The organism is Streptomyces sp. NBC_01485, from assembly GCF_036227125.1.
GTDB lineage: Bacteria > Actinomycetota > Actinomycetes > Streptomycetales > Streptomycetaceae > Streptomyces.
The window spans coordinates 8,382,904-8,408,729 of record NZ_CP109435.1; the positions used below are offsets into that span (position 1 = coordinate 8,382,904).

The window sequence follows — 25,826 nt, forward strand, 5'->3', positions numbered from 1 at the left end:
TCGGGTCCTTCGTCTGGGGACGGGGATATGGGGAGAACATTGACCTCAAGGATGCTTGAGGTTCTACGGTCGGACCCATGAGCATGGAGACCACCGCCTGGATGCAGCTGCACAGCGTCCTCACCGCCCAGCAGGAACGCCGCCCCTTCGACCGCGAGACACTGCGCCGCATCGGCGCGTTCGCCCGCCCGCACCGCCGCCGTATCGCGCTGTTCGTCGTGCTGGGGGTGCTCACCGCGCTGCTCGCCGTGGCCACCCCCGTCCTCGCCGGGCGGGTCGTCGACGCGATCGTGTCGCACGGCGACGAGGGCGCGGTCGTCCGGCTGGCCCTGCTCATCGCGCTCATCGCGGTGCTGGAGGCGGCGCTCGGCATCCTGGGCAGGAGGCTCTCGTCGACGCTCGGGGAGGGACTCATCCTCGATCTGCGCACGGCCGTGTTCGATCATGTGCAGCGGATGCCGGTCGCGTTCTTCACACGTACCCGTACGGGAGCGCTCGTCTCCCGACTCAACAACGACGTGATCGGCGCCCAGCGCGCCTTCAGCAACACGCTCTCCGGAGTGGTCTCCAACCTGGTCACCCTGGTACTCACCCTCGTCGTCATGCTCACCCTGTCCTGGCAGGTCACCCTGCTCGCGCTGGTCCTGCTGCCGGTGTTCGTGATCCCGGCGCGCCGCATGGGCAGCCGGATGGCCGGCATGCAGCGGGAGGCCGCCGCGCTCAACGCGGCGATGGGCACCCGGATGACCGAACGGTTCTCCGCACCCGGCGCCACCCTGATCAAACTGTTCGGCCGCCCCGGGCAGGAGTCCGCGGAGTTCACGGCCCGGGCCGCCCGGGTCCGGGACATCGGCGTCCGCACGGCCACCGCCCAGTCCGTCTTCATCACCGCCCTGACCCTCGTCTCCGCCCTGGCCCTCGCCCTCGTCTACGGCCTCGGCGGCCGCCTCGCCCTCGAAGGCACCCTCGAACCGGGCGCCGTCGTCGCCCTCGCCCTGCTCCTGACCCGCCTCTACGCCCCGCTCACCTCCCTCGCCGGCGCCCGCGTGGAGGTGATGAGCGCCCTGGTCAGCTTCGAGCGGGTCTTCGAGGTGCTCGACCTGAAGCCGCTCATCGAGGAGAAACCGGACGCCCGCGAGGTCCCCGAGGGCCCCGTCCGCGTCGAGTTCGACGACGTCCGCTTCGGCTACCCGTCCGCCGACAAGGTCTCCCTCGCCTCCCTGGAGGAGGTCGCCGCCCTCGACACCCGCGACGGCGCCGAGGTCCTGCACGGCGTCTCCTTCCGCGCCGACCCCGGCCAGACCGTCGCCCTCGTCGGCTCCTCCGGCGCCGGCAAGTCCACCATCGCCCAGCTCATGCCGCGCCTCTACGACGTCGACGCGGGCGCCGTCCGCATCGGCGGGGTCGACGTCCGCGACCTGAGCGCGGAGTCCCTGCGGGCCACCCTCGGCATGGTCACCCAGGACGGCCACCTCTTCCACGACACCGTCCGCGCCAACCTCCTGCTCGCCCGCCCGGCAGCCACCGAGGACGACCTCTGGGACGCCCTGCGCCGCTCCCGCCTCGACGACCTCGTCCGCTCCCTGCCCGACGGCCTGGACACGGTCGTCGGCGAACGCGGCTACCGGCTCTCCGGCGGCGAACGCCAGCGCATGACCATCGCCCGGCTGCTGCTGGCCCGCCAGCGCGTCGTCATCCTCGACGAGGCCACCGCCCACCTCGACAACACCTCCGAGGCGGCCGTCCAGGAGGCCCTCGCCGAGGCCCTCGCGGACCGCACCGCGGTCGTCATCGCCCACCGGCTGTCCACCGTGCGCGCCGCCGACCTGATCCTCGTCGTCGAGTCCGGCCGGATCGTGGAACGCGGCACGCACGACGAACTGCTCGCCGCGGACGGACGCTACGCGGAGCTGTACCGGACACAGTTCGAGCAGCCGGAGACGACGGAGGCGGCCGCTCTGTGACGGGTGTTCCGTAGGCGCGCTCCGAGGGCAGCAGGTCGGGCGGACCGACCTGCTGCCCTCGGGCCCGCTTCAGACGACGCGCCAGGCCAGGGCGTACGGCTGGGCGAACACGGTGATCCGATGGGCGCGCACGACGACTTCGGCGTCCCCGGCGGGGATGCCCTCCCAGTTGACCTGTTCGACGTTGTTGACGCGGTCGAATCCTGGACCCGTGCCCATGTTGCCGTGGCGTTCCCGGCCGCCCGCGCGGACGATCAGGTCCAGGTCGTTCTGCAGCGCCGCACCGGGCGGGTCCGTCCAGACCAGGGTGATCTTCAGGGCGTGATCCGCCCCTTGCGGAACCGTGATGCGGAACGAGCGCTCCTCGCCCTGGTCCAGCTCCCCGGCGTCGGTGAATCCGGCCCGGTCGCCCGCACCCGGGAGGATGATGGAATGTTCGAGGTTGACCAGGCCGAAGCCGGAGTTGTTGTTGGGGGAGGGGCCCGCCTCGCTGGGGTCGTACTGGCCGGGGAGCTCCTGCGCCCCGTTGATCAGCATGGCCTTCAGGAGCGCCGCGCTCGGGTCGGGGGTGCCGTTCTTGACCAGGGTCTCGCGCAGCACCGCGACACAGCCCGCGACCAGCGGGGTGGCCATGCTGGTGCCGCTGAGGAAGAAGTAGTCCGGGTCCGAGGAGACGCCGAAGTCCTCGTCGGGCCCCGCCACCCGCGAGTGGGTCGACAGGATCGACGTGCCGGGGGCCACGATGTCGGGCTTGATGCGGCCTTCCTGGGTCGGCCCGCGGCTGCTGAAGGCCGCCATTCCGTCCGGGTTGTTCGCCTGGAGGTCGTCGCGGATCGGGTTGGCAGAGAAGGAGATGATGTCCAGCGTGCCGTAGGTGAGAGGGATGTCCGGGCGGTCGTTCTCACTCGCGCCGACCGTGATGACGTTCTTGGCGCCCGTCTCTCCGCTCACGGAGGCCAGGTTGACCCGGCCGTTCCGGTCCCGGTCGTGACCGCTGTTGCCCGCCGCGAAGCAGATGACGAGGTCCTTGTGGTCCCAGAGCATCTTGTCGACCTCGGACGCGCTGCGGCCGTACGGCAGGCTCGGGTCCGTCGGACCCCACGAGTTGGTGTGGATCCGGGCCCCGTCCTCCAGGAACGGCGGTTCGAACAGATCGCGCAGGTCGGGCGGGATGCCGCCGAGTTCGCCGTTCTTGTCCAGAAGCGACTGCAGGACCAGCTTCGCCTCCGGAGCCGTGCCGGTGACGGCGCCGCCCATCGACGCCGACGTGCCGTCGCCGAGGACCGACCCCGCGACATGGGTGCCGTGGCCGTCGGGGTCGTCCGTCCTGCGCGGGTGCTTACGGCCGAGGGCGGTCAGGCGCTGGACCCGGCCGGTGAAGGCGGGGTGCACGTCCGTGGTGGAGCCGAGGTCGAAACCGGTGTCGGCGACCGCCACGACCTGCCCCTGGCCCCGGAACCGCGTCCCGTTCAGGGACACGTCGGCGTGCATCAGGTGCCCGGCGAGCGTGTTGTACAGCACCCTCTCCGGGACCTCTTCGACCTGGCGCACCTCGTCGAGGGAGGCCAGCGCGGCGAGGTCCGTCTCCTGGACCGTCATCCGGACCTTGCCCCGGCCGGCCTGGACGTCGTCGGTGGACACGCCGACGGCCTGGGCGATCCGTTCCCGCACTCCGTCCGAGGCCATGTCGACGTCGTCGTGCAGGACGACGTCGATCGTGTGGGTGCCGGGCGCCGCGGCCTCCATGGGTTCGGCCAGGACGGCGATGGCCGGCCGCAGCCGCTCCGACCGCAGCGAGGACGCGATCTTGAAGCCCTCCATGTACACGTCGGCCCAGGCCACGAAGGGGAGTGCGCGCACGGCGTCCAGGTCCGAGGGCCGGTAACCGCAGAGGTAGGTGCTCTCCGGAACGTACTCGTGGACTTCCACGCCGAGCGCCGTGAGCCGGGCCTTCTCCTCGGCGCTGGGCGCGTGCGTGGTCTGCACGAGCAGATAGTTCGACTGTGAGGCGTCCTCCGACGCCAGCGACGCACGGGCGAGCTCGGCGGACTGGACCAGCGGGTCCATGCTCACGCCGTTGATGGTGATGCGTGCCATGCCGGCCTCCTGAGTGGGAGTGAACGGGCCGCTCGTGGGGCGCCGAGTCAGGGCCACACGCCGGAGAAATCGATCTTGCGCGCCCATTCCGGGTGGTCTATCAACGGGTTGCGGTTGCCCTGGAGCTCCGCGACGGCGGCATTGCGGTGCAGCTCGTACTCAGTCACCGCCTCGTTGTCGTGCCAGGTCAGGAGGGTGCGCAGCCGGTCCTTGGGGAACTCGCGCGGAGCGTCGCCGACCAGCCCCGGGTAGCGCAGCAGGAAGTACAGGGTGGCCCGGGCGACCGTTCCCTTCCCCTCCTCCGGTTCGAATCCCACGTCCTCGCGCATCCCGCAGTCCTCCCGGACCGCTTCCTCGAAATGGGGGAAATCGAAGAAGGGGAAGTTGCCGCGGAAGCTGTTGCATTCCATTTCGCACGCGAACAGGTGGTGAAGGTCGCCCCGCATGGGCTCCTGTTTGGCGAACCACGACTGCGGCACGACGTGTTCGCAGTTGAAAGGCATCGACGCCTCCAGAGCGTCGAACTCCGCCTCGAACTCGGCCGGGCCCGCTGTGCTTTCGTGCAGGAGAAGCTCCTGGACGCGGGCCAGCCGGGTCTCCATCACGGCGGCGTCCGCGCGGATGAACTCCTCCGCGGAGAAGTCCTTCCCGGAGTAGATGCTGTGCAGCAGGCCGTCCTTGTGCAGGTCGACCCACGGATAGACCAGCCGGATCGGCTTGTACCGGGGGCGGGGCGAGTGGGTCTCCTCCAGCCGCCGGGTGAGCGCGCGGCGCAGCGCGTCGCCGTCGGAGGTGCTGATGCCCGCGTAGTAGGCATCGCGTGCGGCGGCGTCGGCGGCCCGGTCGTAGTAGGGCCGCTCCCGCCCCAGCCCGAGGTTGACGAGGGCCGCGTTCACCTCCCTCTCGACCGCTGAGTTCGTGTCCGTCCGCCCGGCGGAGGCAGGCGTCGGCGCGGTCGCCGGCGTGGGCGTGAGGACGGACCGCGGGGTGGCCACGGCGGCCACCGGAGACGCCGACGTGTCGAACCCGACCGTGATCCGCACCGGCACGGTGAGCTGCGCGGTGCCGTCGGTCACGTACGCCCCCGACCCGTAGGCCCCCGACCAGAAGGCCCCCGACCCGTCGGCCGCAGGCAGGCCGGCCGCCCCGTCGGGCACGGGCGCGGGAGCGGCGCTCTCGACCGGGGACGCAGGGGTCCCGGCGGTGAACACCTCGTCCCGCAGCCGGGCCGCGCTGCCGGTCAGGGTGATCTCGTGCAGGGCGCGCAGCACCTGGCTGATCCGTACTCCCTCGTTGGCCTTCCACGCCAGCCGGTCCTCGCCCGTCTCCGGCCGCCAGACGGTGCCGTCGACGCTCAGGGGCCGGCCCTCGGCGTCGGTCTCCGGGACGGCCGAGTGGTGCAGCGCGACGACCTCCCACTGGTCGTTGAAGACCGCCGAGCCCGACGATCCCTTGAGGGTGTCGGTCGAGTACTGCAGGAACCTGTCGAGCACGTCGACGACCTGGTTCTCGCGCAGCGCGAGCTGCTTGGGCTCGCCCCTGGGGTGCTGGACGATGTTGACGAACTCCCCGATGAGGACCTTGCCCTGCGCCTCGGTGAGCGTCAGCCGGCCGAACGACGAGAGAGCCTCGCCCTGCGTGCCGCGTTCGGCCACCGCGACCAGGCTGAAGTCCAGATCCCGGTCGGTGACGAAGAACCGCTGCGGCTCCAGCTCGAAGACCGCCGGCACGAGCGGACGCCCGTCGACCCCGGCCTGGAACCCGAACGCGACGACGCTGCGAGCCGCTTCCTCCCCGCCGCGCAGCACATGGTTGTTGGTGAGCAGCAGGGAGGGGGACACCATGAAGCCGGTGCCATGGCCGCCCCCCGGTCCGCTGATCGTGACCCGGCCGACCGAGCGGGAGACCAGGGCGCCTTCCTCCAGGAAGGCGACCGGAGCGAGGTTGTTGCTCCCGATCAGGCGTTCCAGCCCGAGTACCTCACTGCCGAAGCTTTCCGGCGGCAGCGGGAGGGCGCTTCCCGTCGCCCTGACGGGATCCGACGACGGCCGCTCGATCGCCCGGACCAACGACCAGTCGGCGCCGAGACGCGCCAGCCTCTTCTCGACCCGCTCCGGGGCATCGGCGTAGAGCACACCGCGCGTCTCCAGCACGGCCTGGCTTCTCTCCCGTTCCGCGGTCCGGTCCGTAAAACGGGCCGCGGCCATGGTGAGTTGGTGGAGGTAGTCCGATTCCCTTTCGGAAACAAGCTCTGCTGTTGCCATGAGTCCGTCTCCTGGCGTGAGTTGGCCGTACCGAGGCGTCAGAGGCGTCATGGGACGGGTCGTCGGGTGGTCGTGCTCGACCGGGCGAGAGGGCTTCAGTGCCGAGAGGGCGGCTTGCTTGCCGTCGCACGGAGCCTCGACGAAATCCCTTCCAAGGCCGTCGCTTTGCTCCGACGCCACGGTGCTCCCCGTGTTCGCGTCCGTCCCTTCAATGCTCGCAGGTGTGGCAAACATGCGCAAAAGGTGCATAAGTTGGCCGACCGGACTTGCCCGGCCCTCTCGGCCGACGTGACGGCGCTCTCAGTGCGGTCCGGTGCGCCGTTCCGTAACCTGGTCCCGCCTGTCGGTCAGGGGTATTGCCGGAACGGCAGAGCGGACGTCAGTCGAAAGCCGGGTCGTTGTAGAGTGAAGAACGCCCTTGACCTGCGGAAAGCAGGCAGGGAGCCGAATTCTAGGAGCATTTGATGCTGAGGACTCTCTTCAAGTCGAAGATCCACCGCGCCACCGTCACCCAGGCCGACCTGCACTACGTGGGATCGGTGACCATCGACGCCGACCTGCTGGACGCCGCCGACCTGCTGCCGGGTGAACTGGTCCACATCGTCGACGTCACCAACGGGGCACGGCTGGAGACGTACGTCATCGAGGGGGAGCGCGGTTCGGGCGTCGTCGGCATCAACGGGGCCGCCGCCCATCTCGTGCACCCCGGCGATCTGGTGATCATCATCAGTTACGCTCAGGTGACCGACGCGGAGGCGCGGGCTCTGAAGCCACGGGTCGTGCACGTGGACCGCGACAACCGGATCGTGGCCCTGGGAGCCGACCCCTCGGAGCCGGTACCGGGCTCCGACCAGGAGCGCAGCCCGCAGGCCGTGCCGGTCTGACCGAAGCACGCATCGCACGGGGAGTGCCCATGAGCACCATCGAGATCCGCGACGACCGGGCGGCGGGCCGCCTCGAGGCCCTCGGTGACGGCGGCGAAGTCGTGGGCCGCGTCGAGTACTTCGTCCTGGAGTCGCCCGCACCCGCCCTGGTCCCGGTGCACACCATCGTCGAGCCGGCCCACGAGGGCCAGGGCATCGCGGGATCGCTGGCGCGCGAGCTGTACGGCATCTCCGGGCGCGAGGGCATCCCCGTCGCCCCGCTCTGCCCGTACGTCGTGAAGTGGGCCGCCCGCCACCCCGAGGAGGCTCCGGCGGCCGACCCCGAGCTGCTGAGCGCCGCCAAGGACTGGCTGCGCGCACACCCCGGACGGTTCTGACCGGTGACGGTGACGCCGGCCCTGCTGCGGCCGACACCGTCACCGACGCCGACGTGATCGTCCTGGCCCGGGCATCCATGGCCCCGGTCCGGGCGGGCGTACCCGGTCCTGTCACCGGGTGACTGGCCGCGCCCGGGCCGGGTACGCGGGGGAGTAGTCCAGAGCCGAGCTTCACGACTGCCCGGAGGACACGATGACGACCCCACAGCCCGACCCGGTCCGGCCAGGACCCGTCCCCGGCCCACCGGACCCGTACCCGAGTCCGGTACCGCCCCCGGAACCCACGCCTTCCCCGGAGCCCCCGTCCCCCACCCCGCCGCCGATCCCCGGCCCGCCCCCGGAGCCGTCCCCGATCCCACCGGGCCCGGAGCCGGTCCCGAGCCCGGAGCCGGGACCGCCGCTCAGCTGAGCCGACCGGGATCACGCCGGACGGCTCCGCGGCTCCCTCGTCGGCCGGGACCGGTGTGCCCGCCGCGCGTCTTTCCTGCGGCTGGTTGTCGTCTTGTCATGGCCTGTTCGCAGCCCATACTTTTGCCCCTCCTGACGTATGTCGAGGGGGATCTCCATGGCCGTACGCGGCCGGCACCGCCGGTATCAGCCGAACAGGATCAACCGCGCCTCACTCACCGTCACGGCGGGCGGCGCCGGCATGGCGATACCGCTCATCGGCACCGGAGTCGCCCAGGCGGCCGACGTGGACACCTGGAACAAGGTCGCCGCATGCGAGTCGACCAACGACTGGGACATCAACTCCGGCAACGGCTTCTACGGCGGACTGCAGTTCACCCAGTCCACCTGGGAGGCGTACGGCGGCACGCGGTACGCGCCCCGTGCGGATCTGGCCACCAGGGACCAGCAGATCGCCGTCGCCGAGAAGGTGCTGGACGGGCAGGGCCCCGGTGCCTGGCCGGTGTGCTCGGTGCGGGCCGGACTGAGCAGGGGCGGCGACGCCCCCGACGTCCACCCGGACGGCACGTCGACGAAGGCCACACAGGGCACGCAGGGGACGAAGCCCGCCGCGTCCGCCAAGGCGGCGAAGACGTCCCTCGACGACGTGCGGCCCCAGAGCACGCCCCAGTCCCGGGCGGGCACCGCGGAGATGTACACCGTCGTCCGCGGCGACACCCTCTCGGGCATAGCCGACGCCGAGGACGTCAAGGGCGGCTGGCAGGGGCTGTACGCCGCCAACCGGAAGGCCATCGGCAGCGACCCGGACCTCATCCTGCCGGGCCAGCGGCTCAGCCTGCGCGACCGGGCGACCGCCGCCGGCACGGCCCCGGGCAAAGCTCAGGGCAAGGCGCCGAGCGCCAAAGAGAGCAAGCCGGCCAAGAGCACGAAGCCCAAGGACGACGGCGACGGCAAGGCGACGACCGGCCATTCCCTCGTCGCGCCCGTCAGCGCCGGCACCGGAACGCCGTACCACGCGAGCGGCTCCTCCTGGTCGAAGGGCTACCACACCGGCGTCGACTTCCCCGTGCCCACCGGCACCTCCGTGAAGGCGGTCAAGGCGGGCAGCGTGGTGAGCGCGGGCTGGGGCGGCTCCTTCGGCTACCAGGTGGTCATCCGGCACGCCGACGGCCGCTACACGCAGTACGCCCACCTGTCGGCGATCTCCGTACGGGACGGGCAGTCGGTGAGCGGCGGCCAGCGCATCGGCCGGTCCGGCTCCACCGGTAACAGCACGGGCCCGCATCTGCACTTCGAGGTGCGGACCGGGCCCGATTTCGGGTCGGACGTCGACCCGGTGGCCTATCTGCGGGCCGGGGGCGTCAGGATTTGATGCGGACCCGATGCCGGTCGACGGTCGGCATCGGGACGTACAGCCCTCCGTGCACCGGGGTGTAGTACCACGGACTTTCGTCATCGGTTTCGGAGCCGGAGCCGGAGTCGGATTCGAAGTCTGAGCCGGACGAGATCTCCTCGGGTACGAGCCGTTCCTCCCGTACGTCGCGCGCGTCCTCCAGCAGCGGGGCGACCGGCTGCTTCGGGATCCGGACCCCACCGAGGACCTGCACCCGCGCCTCGTCCGCCACGGTCGAAGGGGCGGAAGAGGCCGAAGAGGCCGAAGGGTCCGGCACCGCCGCCTCCGCGTGCGCTCCCTGCAGGCGTTCCGTCGTGAGCAGGATCAGGCCGCCCGCCGCCACCACACCGCAGCTCAGGGCGAGCGCGGTGCCCGTCGTGCCGTAGCGGAAGGTCTCGCCGAACATCGTGATGCCGACCGCCGCCGCCACCACCGGGTTGACGACCGTGAGCGTGGCCAGCGGGGCCGCGAGGCCCGCGCCCCGGTAGGAGGCCTGCGACAGCAGCATGCCGGCCGTGGCCAGCACACCGATCACGGCCAGCGACGGCATGTCGGCCGCCGACACGCCGCCGGTCCAGTCCACGGCGACGGTCTTGGTGAACACCGACGACATGCCGAACGCTATGCCCGACGCCGTCGCCAGCAGCACGCTGCGGATCGCCGGGTGCCGGTGCGCGGCCCGCGCGGCGACCATCAGGGCCACCACCGCACCGGCGGTGACCACGGCCACCGTCACCCGCTGCGGGGTGCTCAGCGACTGCGCGTCGGCCTGCCCGACCAGGGACAGCAGACCGGCCAGACCGACCGTCGCCATGATCGCGCCCCGCCAGGCCGTCGCCCCGGCCCTGCGGCCGACGAACAGCGCCGCCATCGGCAGCGCGAACACGATGGTCAGCGCGCCGAGCGGCTGGACCAGGCTGAGGGGACCGTAGGCGAGCGCCACCACGTGGAGGACTCCGCCGAGACCGTTCAGCGCGACCGCCGCCCACCAGCCCGGCCGGCGCAGCGGCGCGTACTCGTCGGCGGGCGAGGACACCGCGACCCGCTCCTGCACGATCGCCCCGCCCGCGTACGCGACAGCGGAGACGAGCGACAGGACGACGGACAACGCGAGGGCGCTCATGAGCTGCTCCTCTGCGTGAGGCGTGGGCGCATGGCCCGGCGCGGCGAACGGTCGGCTCTCATAACCAACACGATGCCTTGTGGATCTGTTCCCGTCGTCGTCCCTGAGCACCCAATGGGTCCTACTGCCGATGGAGTACGAGAGGCCCGCCATCCTCCCTCAGGTGGGTGACGTACCAGGGATCCCCCTGATCGCGACCCCTACCTTCCTTGGTACTACTGCACCTCGTGGACCTCGACCCCGCTCTTGCCGCGCTCCGCCCGCTCGGCGGCTTCTTCGCCCTGCACACTCCACCAGGCGGCTCAGTAGAACCGTCCGGGCCGCTGCCGACCCTCGCGCAGGCCTATGCGGAACCCCTGGAAACCCCGCAGAACCCGGAGACCCCGGACAGCGCGACCTCGGATGTCTACCGGGATCCGCTGACCTTCCGGGTCCGGAAAGTGACCCGGGCGCTGCGGGCCCCGGAGGGCCGGATCGGCGCGTCCGTGGCGCAGCAGGGGCTGGCGGCCCGGCTGTGGTCGGTGACGCTGGGCTGCGCCGTCCTCTACGGGTCCGTCCCCGACCTCGCCCCCGGGCTGCTGCGCTGGGACCCCGACGCCGGCGCCCCGGACGACCTGTGGCTGACGGAGGTGCGGGCCCGGCCCGGGGACGCGGCGACCGTGGCCGCGACCGTCCTCGACGGCCACCTCGAACCCCTCTCCGCAGCCCTGCGCGCCCGTCACCCGGTCGCGCCGGGTCTGCTGCGCGGCAACGCCGGATCGGCGCTGGCCGGCACCGCCCGCCAACTCGGCCAGTGGGCCCGCGCGCACGGCCGCCCCGACGTCGCCGCACGCGCGCGTGCCCTCACCGCCGAGTTGTTCACCCACCCCCTCCTCGCGGACACCGGCACGCTGACGGGCACCGCCTTCCGCCGCCGCAGTTGCTGCCTGTACTACCGGGTACCGGGCGGCGGCCTCTGCGGCGACTGCTGCTTCACGCGGCCCCCGCGCTCTTCCCCACGCGCCCCGTCTGGGTGACCATGAGGGGGAGCCGGCCGCGGAGACTGGGGGTTGCGGGTGCGAGTGGGACTGCTGACCCGGGAGTATCCGCCGGACGTGTACGGCGGCGCGGGCGTCCATGTCGAGTTCCTCGCCCGCGAGTTGAGGCGGCTGGTCGACGTCGACGTGCACTGCTGGGGCGAGGGCCGCACCGACGGCGTGCTGCGCCACCGCCCCTGGCCCGTGCTCGACGGCGCCAACGACGCGCTGCGCACGTTCTCCGTGGACCTCGCCATGGCAGCCGCCCTCGAAGGCCGCGAACTCGTCCACTCCCACACCTGGTACGCCAACCTCGCCGGCCACCTCGCCAAGGAGCTGTACGGCGTCCCGCACGTGGTGACCGCGCACTCGCTGGAGCCCCTGCGCCCCTGGAAGGCGGAGCAACTGGGCGGCGGCTACGCCCTGTCGAGCTGGGCGGAACGGGGCGCGGTGGAGGCGGCCGACGCGGTGATAGCCGTCTCGGGCGCCATGCGCGAGGACATACTCACCTGCTATCCGACGCTGTCCCCGGACCGCGTCCACGTCGTGCACAACGGCATCGACACCGCCCTCTACCGCCCCGACCACGGCACCGACGCCCTCACCCGGACCGGCCTCGACCCGGACCGCCCGTTCGTCCTGTTCGTCGGCCGCATCACCCGGCAGAAGGGCGTGCCCCATCTGCTGCGCGCCGTACGGGACATCGACCCCGCGGCGCAGGTCGTGCTGTGCGCGGGAGCGCCCGACACCCCCGAGATCGACCGGGAGTTCCGCGACCTCTTCGCCGAACTGAGCCGCGCCCGGGACGGCGTGCACTGGATCCCGAAGATGCTGCCGCGCCCCGAGGTCATCCAACTCCTCACGCACGCGGCCGTGTTCGTCTGCCCCTCGGTGTACGAGCCGCTCGGCATCGTCAACCTGGAGGCGATGGCCTGCGGCACCCCGGTGGTGGCCTCCCGGGTCGGCGGGATACCCGAGGTCGTCGAGGACGGGGTGAGCGGGACGCTCGTACCGGTGGACGAGGATTTCGAGGCGGGCCTCGCGCGGGCACTGGACGCGATCCTCGGCGACCCGGCGGCCGGGCGCCGGATGGGCGAGGCCGGGCGGGTCCGGGCGGTGCGCGAGTTCGGGTGGGACGCCGTCGCCCGGCGTACGGTCGGGTTGTACGAGGAGATCCTCAAACAGGCGTAGGGAGCCCCGTGCCGGGGCAGCCATGAGTGATCGACAGGGTGAGGGGAGCGGCCATGCGTCGTGGTGGGCCATCGGTGCTCGGAATCGTGCTGGCGGGCGGTGAGGGCAAGCGCCTGATGCCGTTGACCACGGACCGCGCCAAACCGGCGGTCACCTTCGGCGGCACGTACCGGCTCGTCGACTTCGTCCTGTCCAACCTCGTCAACGCCGACGTCCTGCGCATCTGCGTGCTGACGCAGTACAAGTCGCACTCGCTGGACCGGCACATCACCACCACCTGGCGGATGTCGAGCCTGCTCGGCAACTACGTCACCCCGGTCCCGGCCCAGCAGCGGCTGGGCAAGCGCTGGTACCTGGGCAGCGCCGACGCCATCCTGCAGTCGCTGAACCTGGTCTACGACGAGCGGCCCGAGTACGTCGCCGTGTTCGGCGCCGACCACGTGTACCGCATGGACCCGCGCCAGATGCTCGCCCAGCACATCGACAGCGGCGCGGGCGTCACGGTCGCCGGGATCCGCGTCCCGCGCGGCGAGTCCTCCTCCTTCGGGGTGATCACCCCGGGCTCGGACGGCCAGACGGTCGAGGGGTTCCTGGAGAAGCCCGCCGACCCGCCCGGCCTCGCCGGCGACCCGGAGAACGTGTTCGCCTCGATGGGCAACTACCTCTTCACCACCAAGGCCCTCATCGAGGCCCTCCAGCGGGACGCCGAGGACGAGGACTCCGTGCACGACATGGGCGGCTCGATCCTGCCCCAGCTCACCCAGCGCGGCGAGGCCCACCTGTACGACTTCAGCGGGAGCCACGTCCCCGGCGAGACCACCCGCGACCAGGGCTACTGGCGGGACGTCGGCACGCTCGACGCCTACTACGACGCCCATATGGACCTGATCGCCGAGCGCCCCGCGTTCAACCTGTACAACCGCAGCTGGCCGATCTACACCCACGCCAACCAGCTCTCCCCGGCCCGCTTCGGCGCGGGCGGCATGGCGAGCGAGTCGATCATCAGCGCGGGCTGTCTGATCCGCGGGCAGGTGACCCGGTCCGTCCTGTCGCCCGGTGTCGTGGTCGACCCGGGAGCGGTCGTCCAGGGCTCGATCCTGCACGACAACGTCCACATCGGGCGGGGCGCGGTCGTGCGCGGGGCGGTGCTCGACAAGAACGTCGAGGTCCCTCCGGGTGCGACCATCGGCGTGAACCCGGAGCGTGACGCCGAGCTGTACACGGTGTCGGAAAACGGCGTGATCGCCCTGGGAAAGGGCCAGCGGGTGTCCTGAACTTAATGAACTGTTAACTGTGCGTAGCTTGATCGTACTTGACCGTAATCACGCGAGGGCGCTTGACTGGGGCCTCACTCTTCGTCGACGCGAGGCAGGCCCGTGACTGCTGATGATCTGCTGGCGCCCCTCGACCTGGCGTTCTGGAACCTCGAGTCGGCCGAGCACCCCATGCACCTGGGCGCGCTCGGCGTCTTCGCCGCGCCCTCGCCCACCGCGGGCGCCCACGCGGCCGACCTGCTCGCCGCCCGCGCGGCCGCCGTCCCCGGCCTGCGCATGCGCATCCGGGACCTGTGGCGGCCGTTCGACTCCTCCCAGCCGTTCGACCTGCGCCGCTCGCTCGCCTTCGGCGGCGCGACCCGCGAGCCGGACCCCGACTTCGACCCCGTCCACCACGTCACGCTGCACGCGCCCACCGCCGACTTCCAGGCCGGGGCGGGCCGGCTCATGGAACGGCCCCTGGAGCGCGGCCGCCCGCCCTGGGAGGCACACGTGCTGCCGGGGGCGGACGGCGTCTCCTTCGCCGTGCTCTTCAAGTTCCACCACGCCCTCGCCGACGGCCTGCGCGCCCTGACGCTGGCCGCCGCCGTCCTCGATCCGCTGGACCTGCCCGCGCCCCGCCCCCGCCCCGCCGAGCCGCCCCGCTCGCTCCTGCCCGACGTGCGCAGACTGCCCGGCCTGCTGCGCGGGGCCGTCTCCGACGTGGGCCGCGCCCTCGACATCGGCGCCTCCGTCGCCGTCCACACCCTGGGCATGTGCCCCACCCCCGCCCTCACCGCCCGGCCCACCGGCACCCGCCGCACCGCCGGCGTCGTCATCGACCTCGACGACGTGCACCGGATCCGCAAGACCGAGGGCGGCACCGTCAACGACGTGCTGATCGCCGTCGTCGCCGGGGCGCTGCGCCGCTGGCTCGACGAACGCGGCGACGGCAGCGACGGCGTCGTGCCGCGCGCCCTCATCCCCGTCTCCAAGCGCCGCCCGCGCACCGCCCACCCGCAGGGCAACCGGCTCTCCGGGTACCTGATGAGGCTTCCCGTCGACGACCCGGACCCGCTGCGCCGCCTCGGCACGGTCCGCGCCGCCATGGACCGCAACAAGGACGCCGGACCCGGCCGGGGCGCCGGCGCCGTCGCCCTGCTCGCCGACCACGTCCCGGCCCTCGGGCACCGCCTCGGCGGCCCGCTGGTCGGCCAGGCCGCCCGGCTCTGGTTCGACATCCTCGTCACCAGCGTGCCCCTGCCCAGCCTCGGCCTGAAGCTCGGCGGGAACCCGGTCACCGAGGTCTTCCCGTACGCCCCGCTCGCCCGCGGCCAGGCCCTGGCGGTCGCCGTCTCGACCTACCGCGGCAGCGTCCACTACGGGCTCGTCGCCGACGCCGAGGCCGTCCCCGACCTCGACCGGTTCGCCCACGCCCTGACCGCCGAGGTGGAGACGCTCATCACGGCCTGCGGCTCTTGACGGCAACGCGTTTGGAGGACGGGCCAGGCGCTCCGTAAAATTCCCGGTTCGAGGCGGGCGCGGTCGGAGCGCCGCACGGGTGATCAGGGAAGCGGCAGCGCGATGACGGTGACAGAGGACGGCTCGACGGCGGTCACGGAGGAGGTCGGGGACGAGACCGTGGACGACATCGTCCACGGGCCCGGCATCGACCCGGAGCGGCTCGCCCTCTGCCTCGCGGTACTGGAGGAACTCGACAAGCTGGACGTCGACCACCCCGACGCGATCACCGTGCGCCGGGCCACCGCCGGCGTCTACCGCACCGTGAAGCAGCGCCGCCGCCAGGACCGCCGGGCCGCCAAGACCGCCCACGACAAGGCCGTCACCGAGGCCACCGCGACCGGCTCCGCCCAGCGCATCGACGACGAGACCGAGGGCATCCTGCCGTCCTCCGTCACCGAGGAGGGCAGGGTCGCGGGGATACTCCAGCGCCCGCGCTCCTGCTACACCTGCAAGACCCGGTACGTCGAGGTCGACTACTTCTACCACCAGCTCTGTCCGGACTGCGCCGGCCTGAACCGCGCCAAGCGCGACGCCCGCGCCGACCTCACCGGCAAGCGCGCCCTGCTCACCGGCGGCCGCGCCAAGATCGGCATGTACATCGCGCTCCGGCTGCTGCGCGACGGCGCGCACACCACCATCACCACGCGCTTCCCGAAGGACGCCATCCGCCGCTTCAAGGCCATGGACGACTCGGCCGACTGGCTGCACCGTCTGGAGGTCGTCGGCGTCGACCTGCGCGACCCGGCGCAGGCCGTGGCCCTCGCCGACCAGGTCGCCGAGGCGGGCCCGCTCGACGTCCTCATCAACAACGCGACGCAGACCGTGCGCCGCCTGCCCTCCGCCTACGCCGCCCTGGTCGACGGCGAGAGCGCCCCGCTGCCCGCCGGTGAGCTGCCCGCCCACCACGTCATCGGCGCGTTCGGCTCCGGCGCGGTCGGTGATCTCGGCGGGCCGGCGGCACTGCCCGTCGGCATCAGCGGCCTCGACGCACAGCAGGTCGCCGACCTCGCGCTGGTCGCGGGCAACGCCAGCGTCGCCCGGCACCTCGACGGCACCGCCATCGACGCGGGGGGTCTCGTCCCCGACGTCGTCGACACCAACACCTGGGTGCAGACCATCGAGCAGATCTCCCCGGTGGAGCTCCTCGAGACCCAACTGTGCAACTACACCGCGCCGTTCATCCTGATCAGCAAGCTCCGCCCGGCCATGGCCTCGGCCGCCGGGAAGGCGACGAGCGGGCGCGCGTACGTCGTGAACGTCTCCGCGATGGAGGGGGTCTTCGGGCGCGGTTACAAGGGCGCCGGTCACCCCAACACGAATGCCGCGAAGGCCGCGATGAACATGGTCACGCGGACCAGCGCGCAGGAGATGCTCCAGACCGACGGGATCCTCATGACCTCCGTCGACACCGGGTGGATCACCGACGAGCGCCCGCACTACGACAAGCTGCGGCTCGCGGAGGAGGGGTTCCACGCGCCGCTCGACCTCGTCGACGGGGCGGCGCGCGTTTATGACCCGGTGGTGCGGGGGGAGGCGGGGGAGGACGTGTACGGGGTCTTCCTGAAGGACTACGCACCCGGTAAGTGGTAGGGCTGACTTACGTCGGTGGGCGGGTGCGGGCCGTATGTGGCTGGTCGCGCCCACGTGGCGGAGCCGCACATTCACACAGCCCCGCGCCCCTAGGGTGCGGTGCGCGCCCTTCCCACATTCGTGCCGCCGTCCACCAGTAGGTCCGCGCCTGTGATCCACTCCGCCTCGTCGGAGCACAGCCACAGCACCGCCCTCGCCACGTCCTCCGGCTCGCCGATCCTGCCCAGTGGCAGGGTCGGCGCGATCTCCGCTTCCCGGGGCTCCCACATGAAGCGGGCCATCTCCGTGCGTACCAGGCCGGGGGAGACGGCGTTGACCCGTACGCCTGGGCCCAGTTCGCCCGCCAGTTGCCGGGTGAGGTGGAGGAGGGCGGCCTTGGTGGTGCCGTAGGCGCCGACGTGGGGGCCGACATGGGTCGCGCCCTCCGTGCAGATGTTGACGACCGCTCCGCCGTGCTCGCGCATCCAGCCCCGCCACGCGCACTGCACCAGCCGTAGCGGTGCCTCGACGTTCACGGTGAACGCCTCGCGCCACAGAGCCGGGTCGGCGTCCATGAGCGGGCCGTAGGGCCGGTTCGTCGCCGCGTTGTTGACCAGGATGTCCAGGCGGCCGAACTCGCGCAGGCACAGCGCGGTCAGCTCCTCGGGATGCCCGGGGTCCCCGACGCCGCCGGCCAGGCCCACCCCGCCCAGCTCCTCGGCGGTCCGCCGCACCTCCGCCGCGTCCCGTGCGCTGACGCACACCCGTGCCCCGGCGTCGGCGAGCGCCTGTGCCACCGCCCGGCCGATGCCCCGGGTGGCCCCGGTGACGACGGCGGCCCTGCCTCGTAACGCGTGCGACGACGTCATCGGCGTACGGTCTCACGCGGGGTCGTCAGTCGACAGCCCCGAGACGTGAGGTGCGTGCCGCGACCAGTTCCAGCACCGTGCGCCAGTCCTCCAGCACCCCGGCGTCGAACCTCGCGACGCGGCCGTCCTCGTCGGCCTGGCGCAGGCTGAGCAGGTCGTCGTCGGCGGGAGCGTCCAGCCAGGGGTGGAGGCCGATGAGGCGGGCGACACGGGTGCCGAGCAGGGGGCGTACGGCGTCGGCGGCGCGCTCGGCGCGGCCGGTGGGGTCGGTCGGGCACAGGAGGTGGCCGACGGGGTGGACCAGCCCGGTGAGCTGGAGTTCCTTGTCGGCGGGGCGACTCCGGCGCAGCAGCGCGGCCGTCTGCAACGCGTGATCGTGCAGGTCGACGCCGGACCCACCACGTGCACCTGCCGGGGCGTGCGGGGCGCCCCGCACGCCCCGGCAGGCGTACAGCAGGTCCATCAGCTCCTCGACGCTGCGCAGCTCCATGCGTCTGTCCTTCCGCGAGACGAGACAGGGACAGCCGTTGCCGGATGTCAGCAGACCATGGCCGGCTTGCGATCGGACGAACGGCACTTGAACTGCACTGTCCGCACTCGAACGGGTGAACATAAAAGGTACATAAGGCCGGATAGGGGTTCAATTCATCTATGGAAATCCGCGAAGATCCATAGGGATCCAGCAGGGGCCTACGGGTGACTTGCCATGGTTACCCCAAATCTTCAGCCCTATCGAGCGGACCCCCGCTCATTTGGTTACCCTGTAGCGGAGCTGCCGGCACCAGCGCTTCCTTGACCGGCTTGAGCCAGACCCGAGGGATCGTCAGGTGCTGGACCGCAGACTGGTCGGCACGCCCCGAGGGTGACCCGACACATAAGGAGTGCGCGGTGACACCGGAGAACACGAATCGCGAGCAACGTCCCAAGGAACGCCCGGAGCGGGCAAACCGTCGGCCGGGCGAGATCGGCAGCCTCGACGTGTGGGCCCGCTCCGCCCCGATCCGCCTGGCGGGTTACGAGGACGACCTCGCCGAGCCCCACATCCTGCCCAGCGTCGACTGACCCGCTCGCGACCGCTCACCGCATGGGCGTGCCACCCCGCACGCCCATGCCGTGAGCGCCGTCGTCAGTCGAGCGGAGCCGTCCGGCGCCACGGACGCAGCTCCTCCAACTGCCCGGCCAGCCGCAGCAGTTCGTCCTCCGACCCGGGCCGGCCCACCAACTGCACCGCCGTGGGGGCGCCCGACGGCAGCGTGCCGAAGGGGACCGCCATCGCGGGCCAGCCGGTCAGGTTCCACGGCGGGGTCAGCGGCGAGTAGTTCGTGTTCGCCAGGACATTGCGCAGCCAGCCCCGCTCGTGCCACGCCACCGACTTCGGCGAGCGTCGTGCGAGCGCCGGTGTGAGCAGGACGTCGTACTCCGCGAAGAACGGCTCGAGGCGCCGGCGCAGTTCCTCCCGCGCCGAGCCGTCGCGCACCCCGTTCAGGAAGCGCCGGCCGATCGCCGCGTGCACCCGGGTGCGCCGGGTCAGCAGCCGCGGGTCGAGAGGCGCGGCGTCCACGGCCGTGCCCGCCGTCCAGTGCGCGAGCGAGGTGATGCTCAGCGACAGCGGATACGGCGGCTCGGCCCGCTCCACATGGTGCCCGGCCCGGACCAGCACCCCGGCCGCCTCCCGCGCCGCGCCCGTGTACGGACCGCTCACCGTGACGCCGGCCAGCGGGCTGCGCACGGAGACGGCGATCTTCAGCGCGCCGCGCTCCGCGGACCGTACGGTGTCGGCGGCGTCGGTGCCGGTGTCTGCGTCGGCGAGGATCGCCAGCATCAGCCGAGCGTCCTCGACCGTCGTCGCCAGCGGACCGTTCTCCGACATCCCGAACCAGTCGCCGTCCCCGATCCCGGCCGGGACGACGCCGTGGCCCGGCTTGATCGTCACCAGGCCGCAGTTGGCCGCCGGGATGCGCAGCGAGCCCATCCCGTCGTTGCCCAGCGCGATCGGCACCATCCCGGCGGCGACCGCGGCGGCGCTGCCGCCGGACGAGCCGCCCGCCGTGCGCGAGGTGTCCCACGGGTTGCGGGCGGTGCCGTGCACGCCCTCCGTGGTACCGAAGACGCACAGCTCGGGCACGTTCGTCAGGCCCACGACGACCGCGCCGGCCGCCCGCAGCCGGGCCACGGTGACATGGTCGGCGTCGGCCGGGAGGTCCGGCGTCGCGGCCGAGCCGACGCGGGTGGACTCGCCCCGTACGGCCAGGTTGTCCTTGACCGCCACCGGGACGCCGGCCAGCGGCAGTTCGGCCAGGTCGGCGCGGGCGGCCACCTCGTCGGCCTCGGCGAGCGCCGCCTGCGCCCGCACCACGCGGAACGCGCCGATCCGGCCGTCCAGACGCTCGATCCGCGCGAGATGCTCCGCCACCACCTCACGCGGTGTGACCTGCTTCTCCCGCACGGCGGCGGCGATCTCGACGGCGGTCCGGCCGACCCAGCTGGTCACAGCAAGCTCCCTCGGTGTACGTGCACTACTCGCGAGTACGTCGCGTAGGGAGAACTGTGCCCCGCCCGGAGCGCCGCGTCGAGGGGCGGCCGTACGCCACGCCGGGCCCGACCCCGCGGCCCGGTCAGGGATCCACCCGGGCCCGCGACCTCAGCCACTCCTCCACCTCGCCCACATGGGCGGCCGCCGCCGCCCGGGCGGCCTCCGGGTCGCGGGCGGCCAGGGCGCGGTGGATCGCCGCGTGTTCGCGGCGGGTGCGGGCGAAGGCGCCCTCCTCCTGGTAGCCGCGCCAGACGCGGGCGCGGAACGTGCGCGAGGACAGGCCCTCCAGGATCGCCGCCATCGTCTCGTTGCCGGCGGCCGTCGCGATGGCGCGGTGGAAGGCGAGATCGTGGGCGAGGATCTCCTCCGGGTCGTCGGTGGCGTTCATCGCCGCCACATGCCCCGCCACGACGGCCAGTTGCTCCTCGGTGATGCGGGCCGCGGCCAGCGCCGTCGCCGTCGACTCCAGGACGCGCCGCACCTCCAGCAGCTCGACCAGACGCGGCCCGCGCGAGAGGTCGGCCACCACCCCGAACGTCTCCAGCAGGTCGCCGGCCTTCAACGCGGTGACGTAGATGCCGGAACCGTGCCGGGCCTCCAGCACGCCCAGGACCGTGAGCGCGCGGATCGCCTCACGCATCGAACTGCGGGAGATGCCGAGCTGCGCCGCGAGATCCCGCTCGGTCGGCAGCCGCTGGCCCGGCTCCAGCAGACCGTCGGCGATCAGCGCCTTGATCCGCTCGATGGCGCGCTGCGTCACCGTGCTCTTGGGGGCGGGCGCGCTGGGCGGGATGTCTTCCACGGGGCCTCTCCTGTCGCCGGTGCGCCGCAGTCTAGCCAGGGCAGTGGTCGGACCACTTGCGGCGAAAGCGCGCCGATTCTCCGGCCGAAGGGTGTTGTGGCACCGAAGTGGTCTGATAAATATGGTGATCCGCGAGGTCACTGCACGGCACCCGTCGCGCCCGGTTTCTCGGCGGCCATGCGGCCCGATCCGGTCGTGCGGTACACGTATCCAGGCGGCGACTTGTGGGCCGCCGACCTCAAGAGCCGGAAGGAGAAGGCGGCGTGAGCGACTTCGAAGGGCTGACGGCCCTGGTGACGGGGGGTGCGTCCGGCATCGGCCGGGCCACCGCGGAACTCCTGGCCGAGCGCGGCGCGCGGGTCGCCGTCCTCGACCTGGACCCGTCGGGAGTGGACAAACCCCTCCTCGGTTATCGGGCCGACGTCGGCGACGACGCCTCGGTGCGGGTGGCGGTCGCGGCCGCCGTCGCCGACCTGGGGGGCCTGGACATCCTGGTCAACAACGCGGGCATCGGCGCCCAGGGCACCGTCGAGGACAACGACGACGCCGAATGGCACCGCGTCCTCGACGTCAACGTCGTCGGCATGGTCCGCATGACCCGCGCCGCCCTGCCCCACCTGAGGAACTCCTCCCACGCGGCGATCGTCAACACCTGCTCCATCGCCGCGACCGCGGGCCTGCCGCAGCGGGCCCTGTACAGCGCGACCAAGGGCGCGGTGTACTCGCTGACCCTCGCCATGGCCGCCGACCACATCCGCGAGGGCATCCGCGTCAACTGCGTCAACCCCGGCACCGCCGACACCCCCTGGGTCGGCCGGCTCCTCGACAAGGCCGACGATCCGGCCGCCGAGCGCGCCGCCCTGGAGGCCCGCCAGCCCACCGGCCGCCTGGTCAGCGCGGCCGAAGTCGCGGGCGCCGTCGCCTACTTGGCGAGCCCCCTGTCCGGCGCCACCACCGGCACCGCCCTCGCCGTCGACGGCGGCATGCAGGGCCTGCGGCTGCGCCCGGCGGGCCCCCGATGACCGGCCTCGGCCGCACCGGCGTCCAGGTCACCGGTCTCGGCCTGGGAGCCGCCCCGCTCGCCAACCTCTTCACCGAGGTCACCGACGAGCAGGCGAACGCCACCGTGGCCGCCGCCTGGGAGCGCGGCGTGCGCTACTTCGACACCGCGCCGCACTACGGGCTGGGCCTGTCCGAACGGCGTCTCGGCGCCGCCCTGCGGGACCACCCGCGCGACCGGTACACGGTCTCCACGAAGGTGGGCCGCCTCCTCGAACCCGCGGACCCGCCGGGCGGCGACGACCTGGCCAACGGCTTCGCGGTGCCCGCCACGCACCGGCGGGTGTGGGACTTCAGCGCCGACGGCGTACGCCGCTCCCTGGAGGCCTCCCTCGAACGGCTCGGCCTCGACCACGTCGACGTCGTGTACCTGCACGACCCCGACGACCACGCCGAACAGGCCTTCCGCGAGGGCTATCCCGCCCTGGAGAAGCTGCGCTCGGAGGGCGTGGTGGGCGCGATCGGCGCCGGCATGAACCAGGCCGAGATGCTCACCCGGTTCGTCCGTGACACCGACGTGGACGTGGTGCTCTGCGCGGGCCGCTACACCCTGCTCGACCAGCGCGCCGCTGCCGAGCTGCTGCCCGCGGCCGTCGAACGGGGCGTGTCGGTGGTCATCGGCGGCGCCTTCAACTCCGGTCTGCTGGCGGACCCCAGGCCCGGGGCGACGTTCAACTACGGCCAGGCACCGGCCGAGTTGGTGGAGAAGGCCCTGCGGATGAAGGCGGTCGCCGACCGGCACGGCGTCACCCTGCGCGCCGCCGCGCTGGCCTTCTGCGCCGCGCATCCCGCGGTCGCGAGCGTCCTGGTCGGCGCCCGCTCGGCGGCCGAAGCCGCCGACTGCGCCGAGCAGTTCGCCACCCCCGTCCCCGCCGCCCTCTGGGACGAGTTGAGGGCCACCGGGCTGCTCCCCGCACAGGAGCCGTCATGAGGGTCGCCCTGCACACCAAGGTCCGCGCCGACCGGATCGACGCGTACGAGGCCGCGCACCGCGAGGTCCCCGCGGAACTGACGGACGCCATCAGCGCCGCCGGGGCCACCTCCTGGACCATCTGGCGCAGCGGCGCGGACCTCTTCCACGTCCTGGAGTGCGAGGACTACGCGCGCCTCCTCGCCGAGCTGGAGAAGCTGCCGGTCAACGTGGCCTGGCAGGCCCGGATGGCCGAGCTGCTCGACGTGGCGCACGACTACTCCGGCGAGGGCGCCGGCGCCGGTCTGCCGGTCGTCTGGGAGCTGCCATGACCGTCGTCGACGCCCACCACCACCTCTGGGACCTGTCCGTACGGGACCAGGACTGGATCGGCCGAGGCAGCCCGCTCCGCCGGGACTTCACCGCCGGGGACCTGCTTGCGGAGGCTCGCGCGGCCGGGGTCGACCGTACCGTCCTCGTCCAGACGGTCACCGTGGCCGAGGAGACCCCCGAGTTCCTCGCCCTCGCGGCCGAGCACGAGGTGATCGCGGGAGTCGTCGGCTGGACCGACCTCACCCGCCCGGACGTCGCCGACGAACTGGCCCGGCTGCGCGAACTCCCCGGCGGCCGGTACCTCAAGGGCGTCCGGCACCAGGTCCAGAGCGAGCCGGACCCGGAGTGGCTGCTGCGCGCGGACGTACGGCGGGGGCTGGCCGCCGTCGCCGAAGCGGGCCTGGTCTACGACCTGGTGGTGGTGCCCCACCAGCTCCCGGCCTGCGCCAAGGCGGCCGCCGCGCTGCCCGAACTCACCTTCGTCCTCGACCACTTGGGCAAGCCGCCGATCGCCGCCGGGGCGCTGGAGCCCTGGGCGTCCGACGTCAGGGTCCTGGCCGCCCTGCCCAACACGGTCTGCAAGCTCTCCGGGATGGTCACCGAGGCCGACCCCGTGTCCGGGACCGTCGACGACCTGCGCCCGTACGCGCACACGGTCCTGGAGGCCTTCGGACCGGCCCGGCTGATGTTCGGCTCGGACTGGCCGGTGTGCACCCTCGCCGCCTCGTACGGCGAAGTCCTCGACCTGGCACGGCAGTTGACCGATCCGGGCGACCACGCCCAGATCTTCGGGACCACCGCCGTCCGCGTCTACGACCTCTGAGACACCCGAGCCAGCCGCGTCGGCGGCAGGTACTCCCGCACGTACGTCCGCTCCCAGCACGCGCCCGTCTCCCGCAGCTCACGCCAGGTCGTGTAGCGGTAACGGAAGAGGCGGGCGCGGATGTGGCGCGGTGGCTCGTCGGGCGGGAACGGGGAGCGGCGCAGCAGTCTCAGGGTGTCGCGGTCGTTCTCCAGCAGCCTTTCCACCAACGCGCCGAACCAGGACTCGGCGTACGCGGGGGAGAGCGCGGCGAACCACATCATCCAGTCCAGGCGCAGGTGGTACGGGGCGAACTGGCGTGGCCAGTAACGGGGATCGCCGGGCTTGCCCTTGAACTCGTACTCCCGCCAGTCGGATTCCTCGCGCGGCACGTCGTCGAGCGTGCCCTCGACCACCACCTCGTGGCGGATCCGGCTCACGGTGCCGAACGCGCCGTAGGTGTTGACCAGGTGCAGCGGATCGAAGGAGCGGTTCATCACCTGGCGGCGGGAGAGCATGTTGACCACCGGGCGGTAGCTGAGGAACAGCAGGAGCGCTGCCGCGGCGAGGACCACGATCTCGAACCAGAGCGGCGTGGCGGGAGCCGGCGGGTGGTCGGAGGGGAGTGCGAGCGCGGGCACGGCCAGGACGACGGTGATCCAGTTCAGCCAGGCGAAGTTGCCCGACAGCACCAGCCACAACTGGGTCAGGATCATCAGCGACGCGGCCGCCGTCGCGACGGGCTGCGGGGCGAACAGCAGGAACGGCACGACGAGTTGGGTGAAGTGGTTCGCGGCGACCTCGACGCGGTGCAGCGGCCTCGGCAGGTGGTGGAAGAACCAGCTCAGCGGGCCGGGCATGGGCTGGGTCTCGTGGTGGTGGTAGAGGCAGGTCAGCTTCCGCCAGCAGGGGTCGCCGCGCATCTTGATCAGACCCGCGCCGAACTCGACCCGGAACAGGATCCAGCGCAGCAGGAAGAGCACGAGGACCGGCGGGGCCACCTCGTCGTTGCCGAGGAACACGGCGAGGAAGCCGGTCTCCAGCAGCAGGGACTCCCAGCCGAACGAGTACCAGGTCTGGCCGACGTTGACGATCGACAGATACAGCGCCCACGGCGCCAGCCACAGCAGCATCCCCGCCCACAACGGCATCTGCCCGTCCAGCCCCGCCAGCAGCGCCCCCGACACCGCGCAGCCCGTCCAGGCGACGGCGGCGAAGAGGCGGTCGGAGTAGCGCAGATGGAACAGGCTCGGGGCGGTCCAAAACGGCACCCGCTCGACGAACCGGGGGATCGGCAGCATCCCGCGCTCACCCAGCAGCGCCCGGAACTGCCACGCCGCCGTCAGGAACGCGACCAGGTACACACCGGCCAGGGCCCGCTGGAAGACCAGCCGGCTCAGCCCGTACCCGGGTGCGGTGAACCAGTCCACGGCCGTGTGCTCCTGTTCTCCAGTC

22 protein-coding genes are annotated in these 25,826 nt (G+C 72.3%); 14 read left to right on the top strand and 8 right to left on the bottom strand.

The genetic code is table 11. From position 1 onward, the window contains the following. Positions 1–83 precede the first annotated feature (83 nt). Positions 84–1,964 (top strand): ABC transporter ATP-binding protein, encoded by a 1,881-nt coding sequence (locus OG352_RS36695; RefSeq protein ID WP_329224103.1) that lies wholly within the window; start codon positions 84–86, stop codon positions 1,962–1,964. Between the two features lie 69 nt (positions 1,965–2,033). Here OG352_RS36695 and OG352_RS36700 read toward each other — a convergent pair whose 3' ends face one another. Both OG352_RS36700 and OG352_RS36705 read right to left on the bottom strand, forming a co-directional pair. Further along, entirely contained in the window at positions 2,034–4,061 is a 2,028-nt protein-coding gene (locus OG352_RS36700) for a S8 family serine peptidase (RefSeq protein ID WP_329222852.1), read from the bottom strand. Positions 4,062–4,108: 47 nt separating this feature from the next. Further along, complete coding sequence (locus OG352_RS36705; RefSeq protein WP_329222853.1) at positions 4,109–6,325, bottom strand: endonuclease; 2,217 nt, start codon at positions 6,323–6,325, stop codon at positions 4,109–4,111. 464 nt (positions 6,326–6,789) lie between these two features. Between OG352_RS36705 and panD the strand changes: the two genes are divergently transcribed. From panD to OG352_RS36720, 3 genes are all read left to right on the top strand, one after another. After that, positions 6,790–7,209 carry an aspartate 1-decarboxylase gene (panD, locus tag OG352_RS36710; RefSeq protein ID WP_329222855.1) on the top strand — a complete coding sequence of 140 codons (420 nt, stop codon included), beginning with the start codon at positions 6,790–6,792 and terminating at the stop codon, positions 7,207–7,209. Between the two features lie 29 nt (positions 7,210–7,238). Beyond that, positions 7,239–7,586 (top strand): GNAT family N-acetyltransferase, encoded by a 348-nt coding sequence (locus OG352_RS36715; RefSeq protein WP_329222857.1) that lies wholly within the window; start codon positions 7,239–7,241, stop codon positions 7,584–7,586. A gap of 565 nt (positions 7,587–8,151) precedes the next feature. Next, positions 8,152–9,366: a transglycosylase family protein gene (locus tag OG352_RS36720; protein WP_329222858.1), complete on the top strand. Its 1,215-nt coding sequence runs from the start codon at positions 8,152–8,154 to the stop codon at positions 9,364–9,366. On the opposite strand, the gene OG352_RS36725 is transcribed toward OG352_RS36720, so the two are convergent. Further along, complete coding sequence (locus OG352_RS36725; RefSeq protein ID WP_329222859.1) at positions 9,356–10,510, bottom strand: DMT family transporter; 1,155 nt, start codon at positions 10,508–10,510, stop codon at positions 9,356–9,358. The two genes, OG352_RS36720 and OG352_RS36725, sit on opposite strands and share 11 nt — an antisense overlap. Before the next feature lie 227 nt (positions 10,511–10,737). On the opposite strand from OG352_RS36725, the gene OG352_RS36730 reads away from it, so the two are divergent. The 5 genes from OG352_RS36730 to OG352_RS36750 all read left to right on the top strand — a co-directional run bounded on the left by OG352_RS36730 (position 10,738) and on the right by OG352_RS36750 (position 17,084). Beyond that, complete coding sequence (locus tag OG352_RS36730) at positions 10,738–11,526, top strand: (2Fe-2S)-binding protein (RefSeq protein ID WP_329222860.1); 789 nt, start codon at positions 10,738–10,740, stop codon at positions 11,524–11,526. Positions 11,527–11,565: 39 nt separating this feature from the next. Then, complete coding sequence (gene glgA / locus OG352_RS36735; RefSeq protein ID WP_329224105.1) at positions 11,566–12,717, top strand: glycogen synthase; 1,152 nt, start codon at positions 11,566–11,568, stop codon at positions 12,715–12,717. Between the two features lie 53 nt (positions 12,718–12,770). Beyond that, the gene (gene glgC, locus OG352_RS36740) at positions 12,771–13,991 is read left to right on the top strand and encodes a glucose-1-phosphate adenylyltransferase (protein WP_329222861.1); all 1,221 of its coding nucleotides are present in this window, start codon (positions 12,771–12,773) and stop codon (positions 13,989–13,991) included. 102 nt (positions 13,992–14,093) lie between these two features. Next, positions 14,094–15,452: a wax ester/triacylglycerol synthase family O-acyltransferase gene (locus tag OG352_RS36745; RefSeq protein ID WP_329222862.1), complete on the top strand. Its 1,359-nt coding sequence runs from the start codon at positions 14,094–14,096 to the stop codon at positions 15,450–15,452. 102 nt (positions 15,453–15,554) lie between these two features. After that, positions 15,555–17,084, top strand: a complete 1,530-nt coding sequence (locus OG352_RS36750; protein WP_329222863.1) for an SDR family NAD(P)-dependent oxidoreductase — start codon at positions 15,555–15,557, stop codon at positions 17,082–17,084. 89 nt (positions 17,085–17,173) lie between these two features. Here the strand turns inward: OG352_RS36750 and OG352_RS36755 are convergent, their stop codons facing one another. Both OG352_RS36755 and OG352_RS36760 read right to left on the bottom strand, forming a co-directional pair. Further along, on the bottom strand, positions 17,174–17,932 hold the full coding sequence (locus OG352_RS36755) for an SDR family oxidoreductase (protein WP_329222865.1): 759 nt from the start codon (positions 17,930–17,932) through the stop codon (positions 17,174–17,176). Between the two features lie 25 nt (positions 17,933–17,957). Then, positions 17,958–18,422, bottom strand: coding sequence for a hypothetical protein (locus OG352_RS36760; RefSeq protein WP_329222867.1), 465 nt, complete (start codon positions 18,420–18,422; stop codon positions 17,958–17,960). Positions 18,423–18,820: 398 nt separating this feature from the next. On the opposite strand from OG352_RS36760, the gene OG352_RS36765 reads away from it, so the two are divergent. Further along, positions 18,821–18,994: a hypothetical protein gene (locus OG352_RS36765; RefSeq protein WP_329222868.1), complete on the top strand. Its 174-nt coding sequence runs from the start codon at positions 18,821–18,823 to the stop codon at positions 18,992–18,994. Between the two features lie 64 nt (positions 18,995–19,058). Here OG352_RS36765 and OG352_RS36770 read toward each other — a convergent pair whose 3' ends face one another. Together OG352_RS36770 and OG352_RS36775 are read right to left on the bottom strand one after the other, a co-directional pair. Beyond that, positions 19,059–20,423 (bottom strand): amidase, encoded by a 1,365-nt coding sequence (locus tag OG352_RS36770; protein WP_329222869.1) that lies wholly within the window; start codon positions 20,421–20,423, stop codon positions 19,059–19,061. Between the two features lie 124 nt (positions 20,424–20,547). Further along, positions 20,548–21,258, bottom strand: coding sequence for a FadR/GntR family transcriptional regulator (locus OG352_RS36775; protein ID WP_329224107.1), 711 nt, complete (start codon positions 21,256–21,258; stop codon positions 20,548–20,550). 272 nt (positions 21,259–21,530) lie between these two features. Here OG352_RS36775 and OG352_RS36780 point away from each other — a divergent pair, with 272 nt between their 5' ends. Genes OG352_RS36780 through OG352_RS36795 form a run of 4 tightly spaced genes read left to right on the top strand, consistent with a single transcriptional unit; the run spans position 21,531 to position 24,392 of the window. Then, positions 21,531–22,289 carry an SDR family NAD(P)-dependent oxidoreductase gene (locus OG352_RS36780; protein ID WP_329222870.1) on the top strand — a complete coding sequence of 253 codons (759 nt, stop codon included), beginning with the start codon at positions 21,531–21,533 and terminating at the stop codon, positions 22,287–22,289. Then, positions 22,286–23,257: an aldo/keto reductase gene (locus tag OG352_RS36785; RefSeq protein WP_329222872.1), complete on the top strand. Its 972-nt coding sequence runs from the start codon at positions 22,286–22,288 to the stop codon at positions 23,255–23,257. The genes OG352_RS36780 and OG352_RS36785 overlap by 4 nt, the downstream gene beginning before the upstream one ends. Continuing rightward, complete coding sequence (locus tag OG352_RS36790) at positions 23,254–23,568, top strand: L-rhamnose mutarotase (protein WP_329222873.1); 315 nt, start codon at positions 23,254–23,256, stop codon at positions 23,566–23,568. Before OG352_RS36785 ends, OG352_RS36790 begins: the two co-directional genes overlap by 4 nt. After that, positions 23,565–24,392 (top strand): amidohydrolase family protein, encoded by an 828-nt coding sequence (locus tag OG352_RS36795; RefSeq protein WP_329222875.1) that lies wholly within the window; start codon positions 23,565–23,567, stop codon positions 24,390–24,392. Before OG352_RS36790 ends, OG352_RS36795 begins: the two co-directional genes overlap by 4 nt. On the opposite strand, the gene OG352_RS36800 is transcribed toward OG352_RS36795, so the two are convergent. Continuing rightward, positions 24,380–25,801 carry a lipase maturation factor family protein gene (locus OG352_RS36800; protein ID WP_329222876.1) on the bottom strand — a complete coding sequence of 474 codons (1,422 nt, stop codon included), beginning with the start codon at positions 25,799–25,801 and terminating at the stop codon, positions 24,380–24,382. The two genes, OG352_RS36795 and OG352_RS36800, sit on opposite strands and share 13 nt — an antisense overlap. Positions 25,802–25,826: the final 25 nt, after the last annotated feature.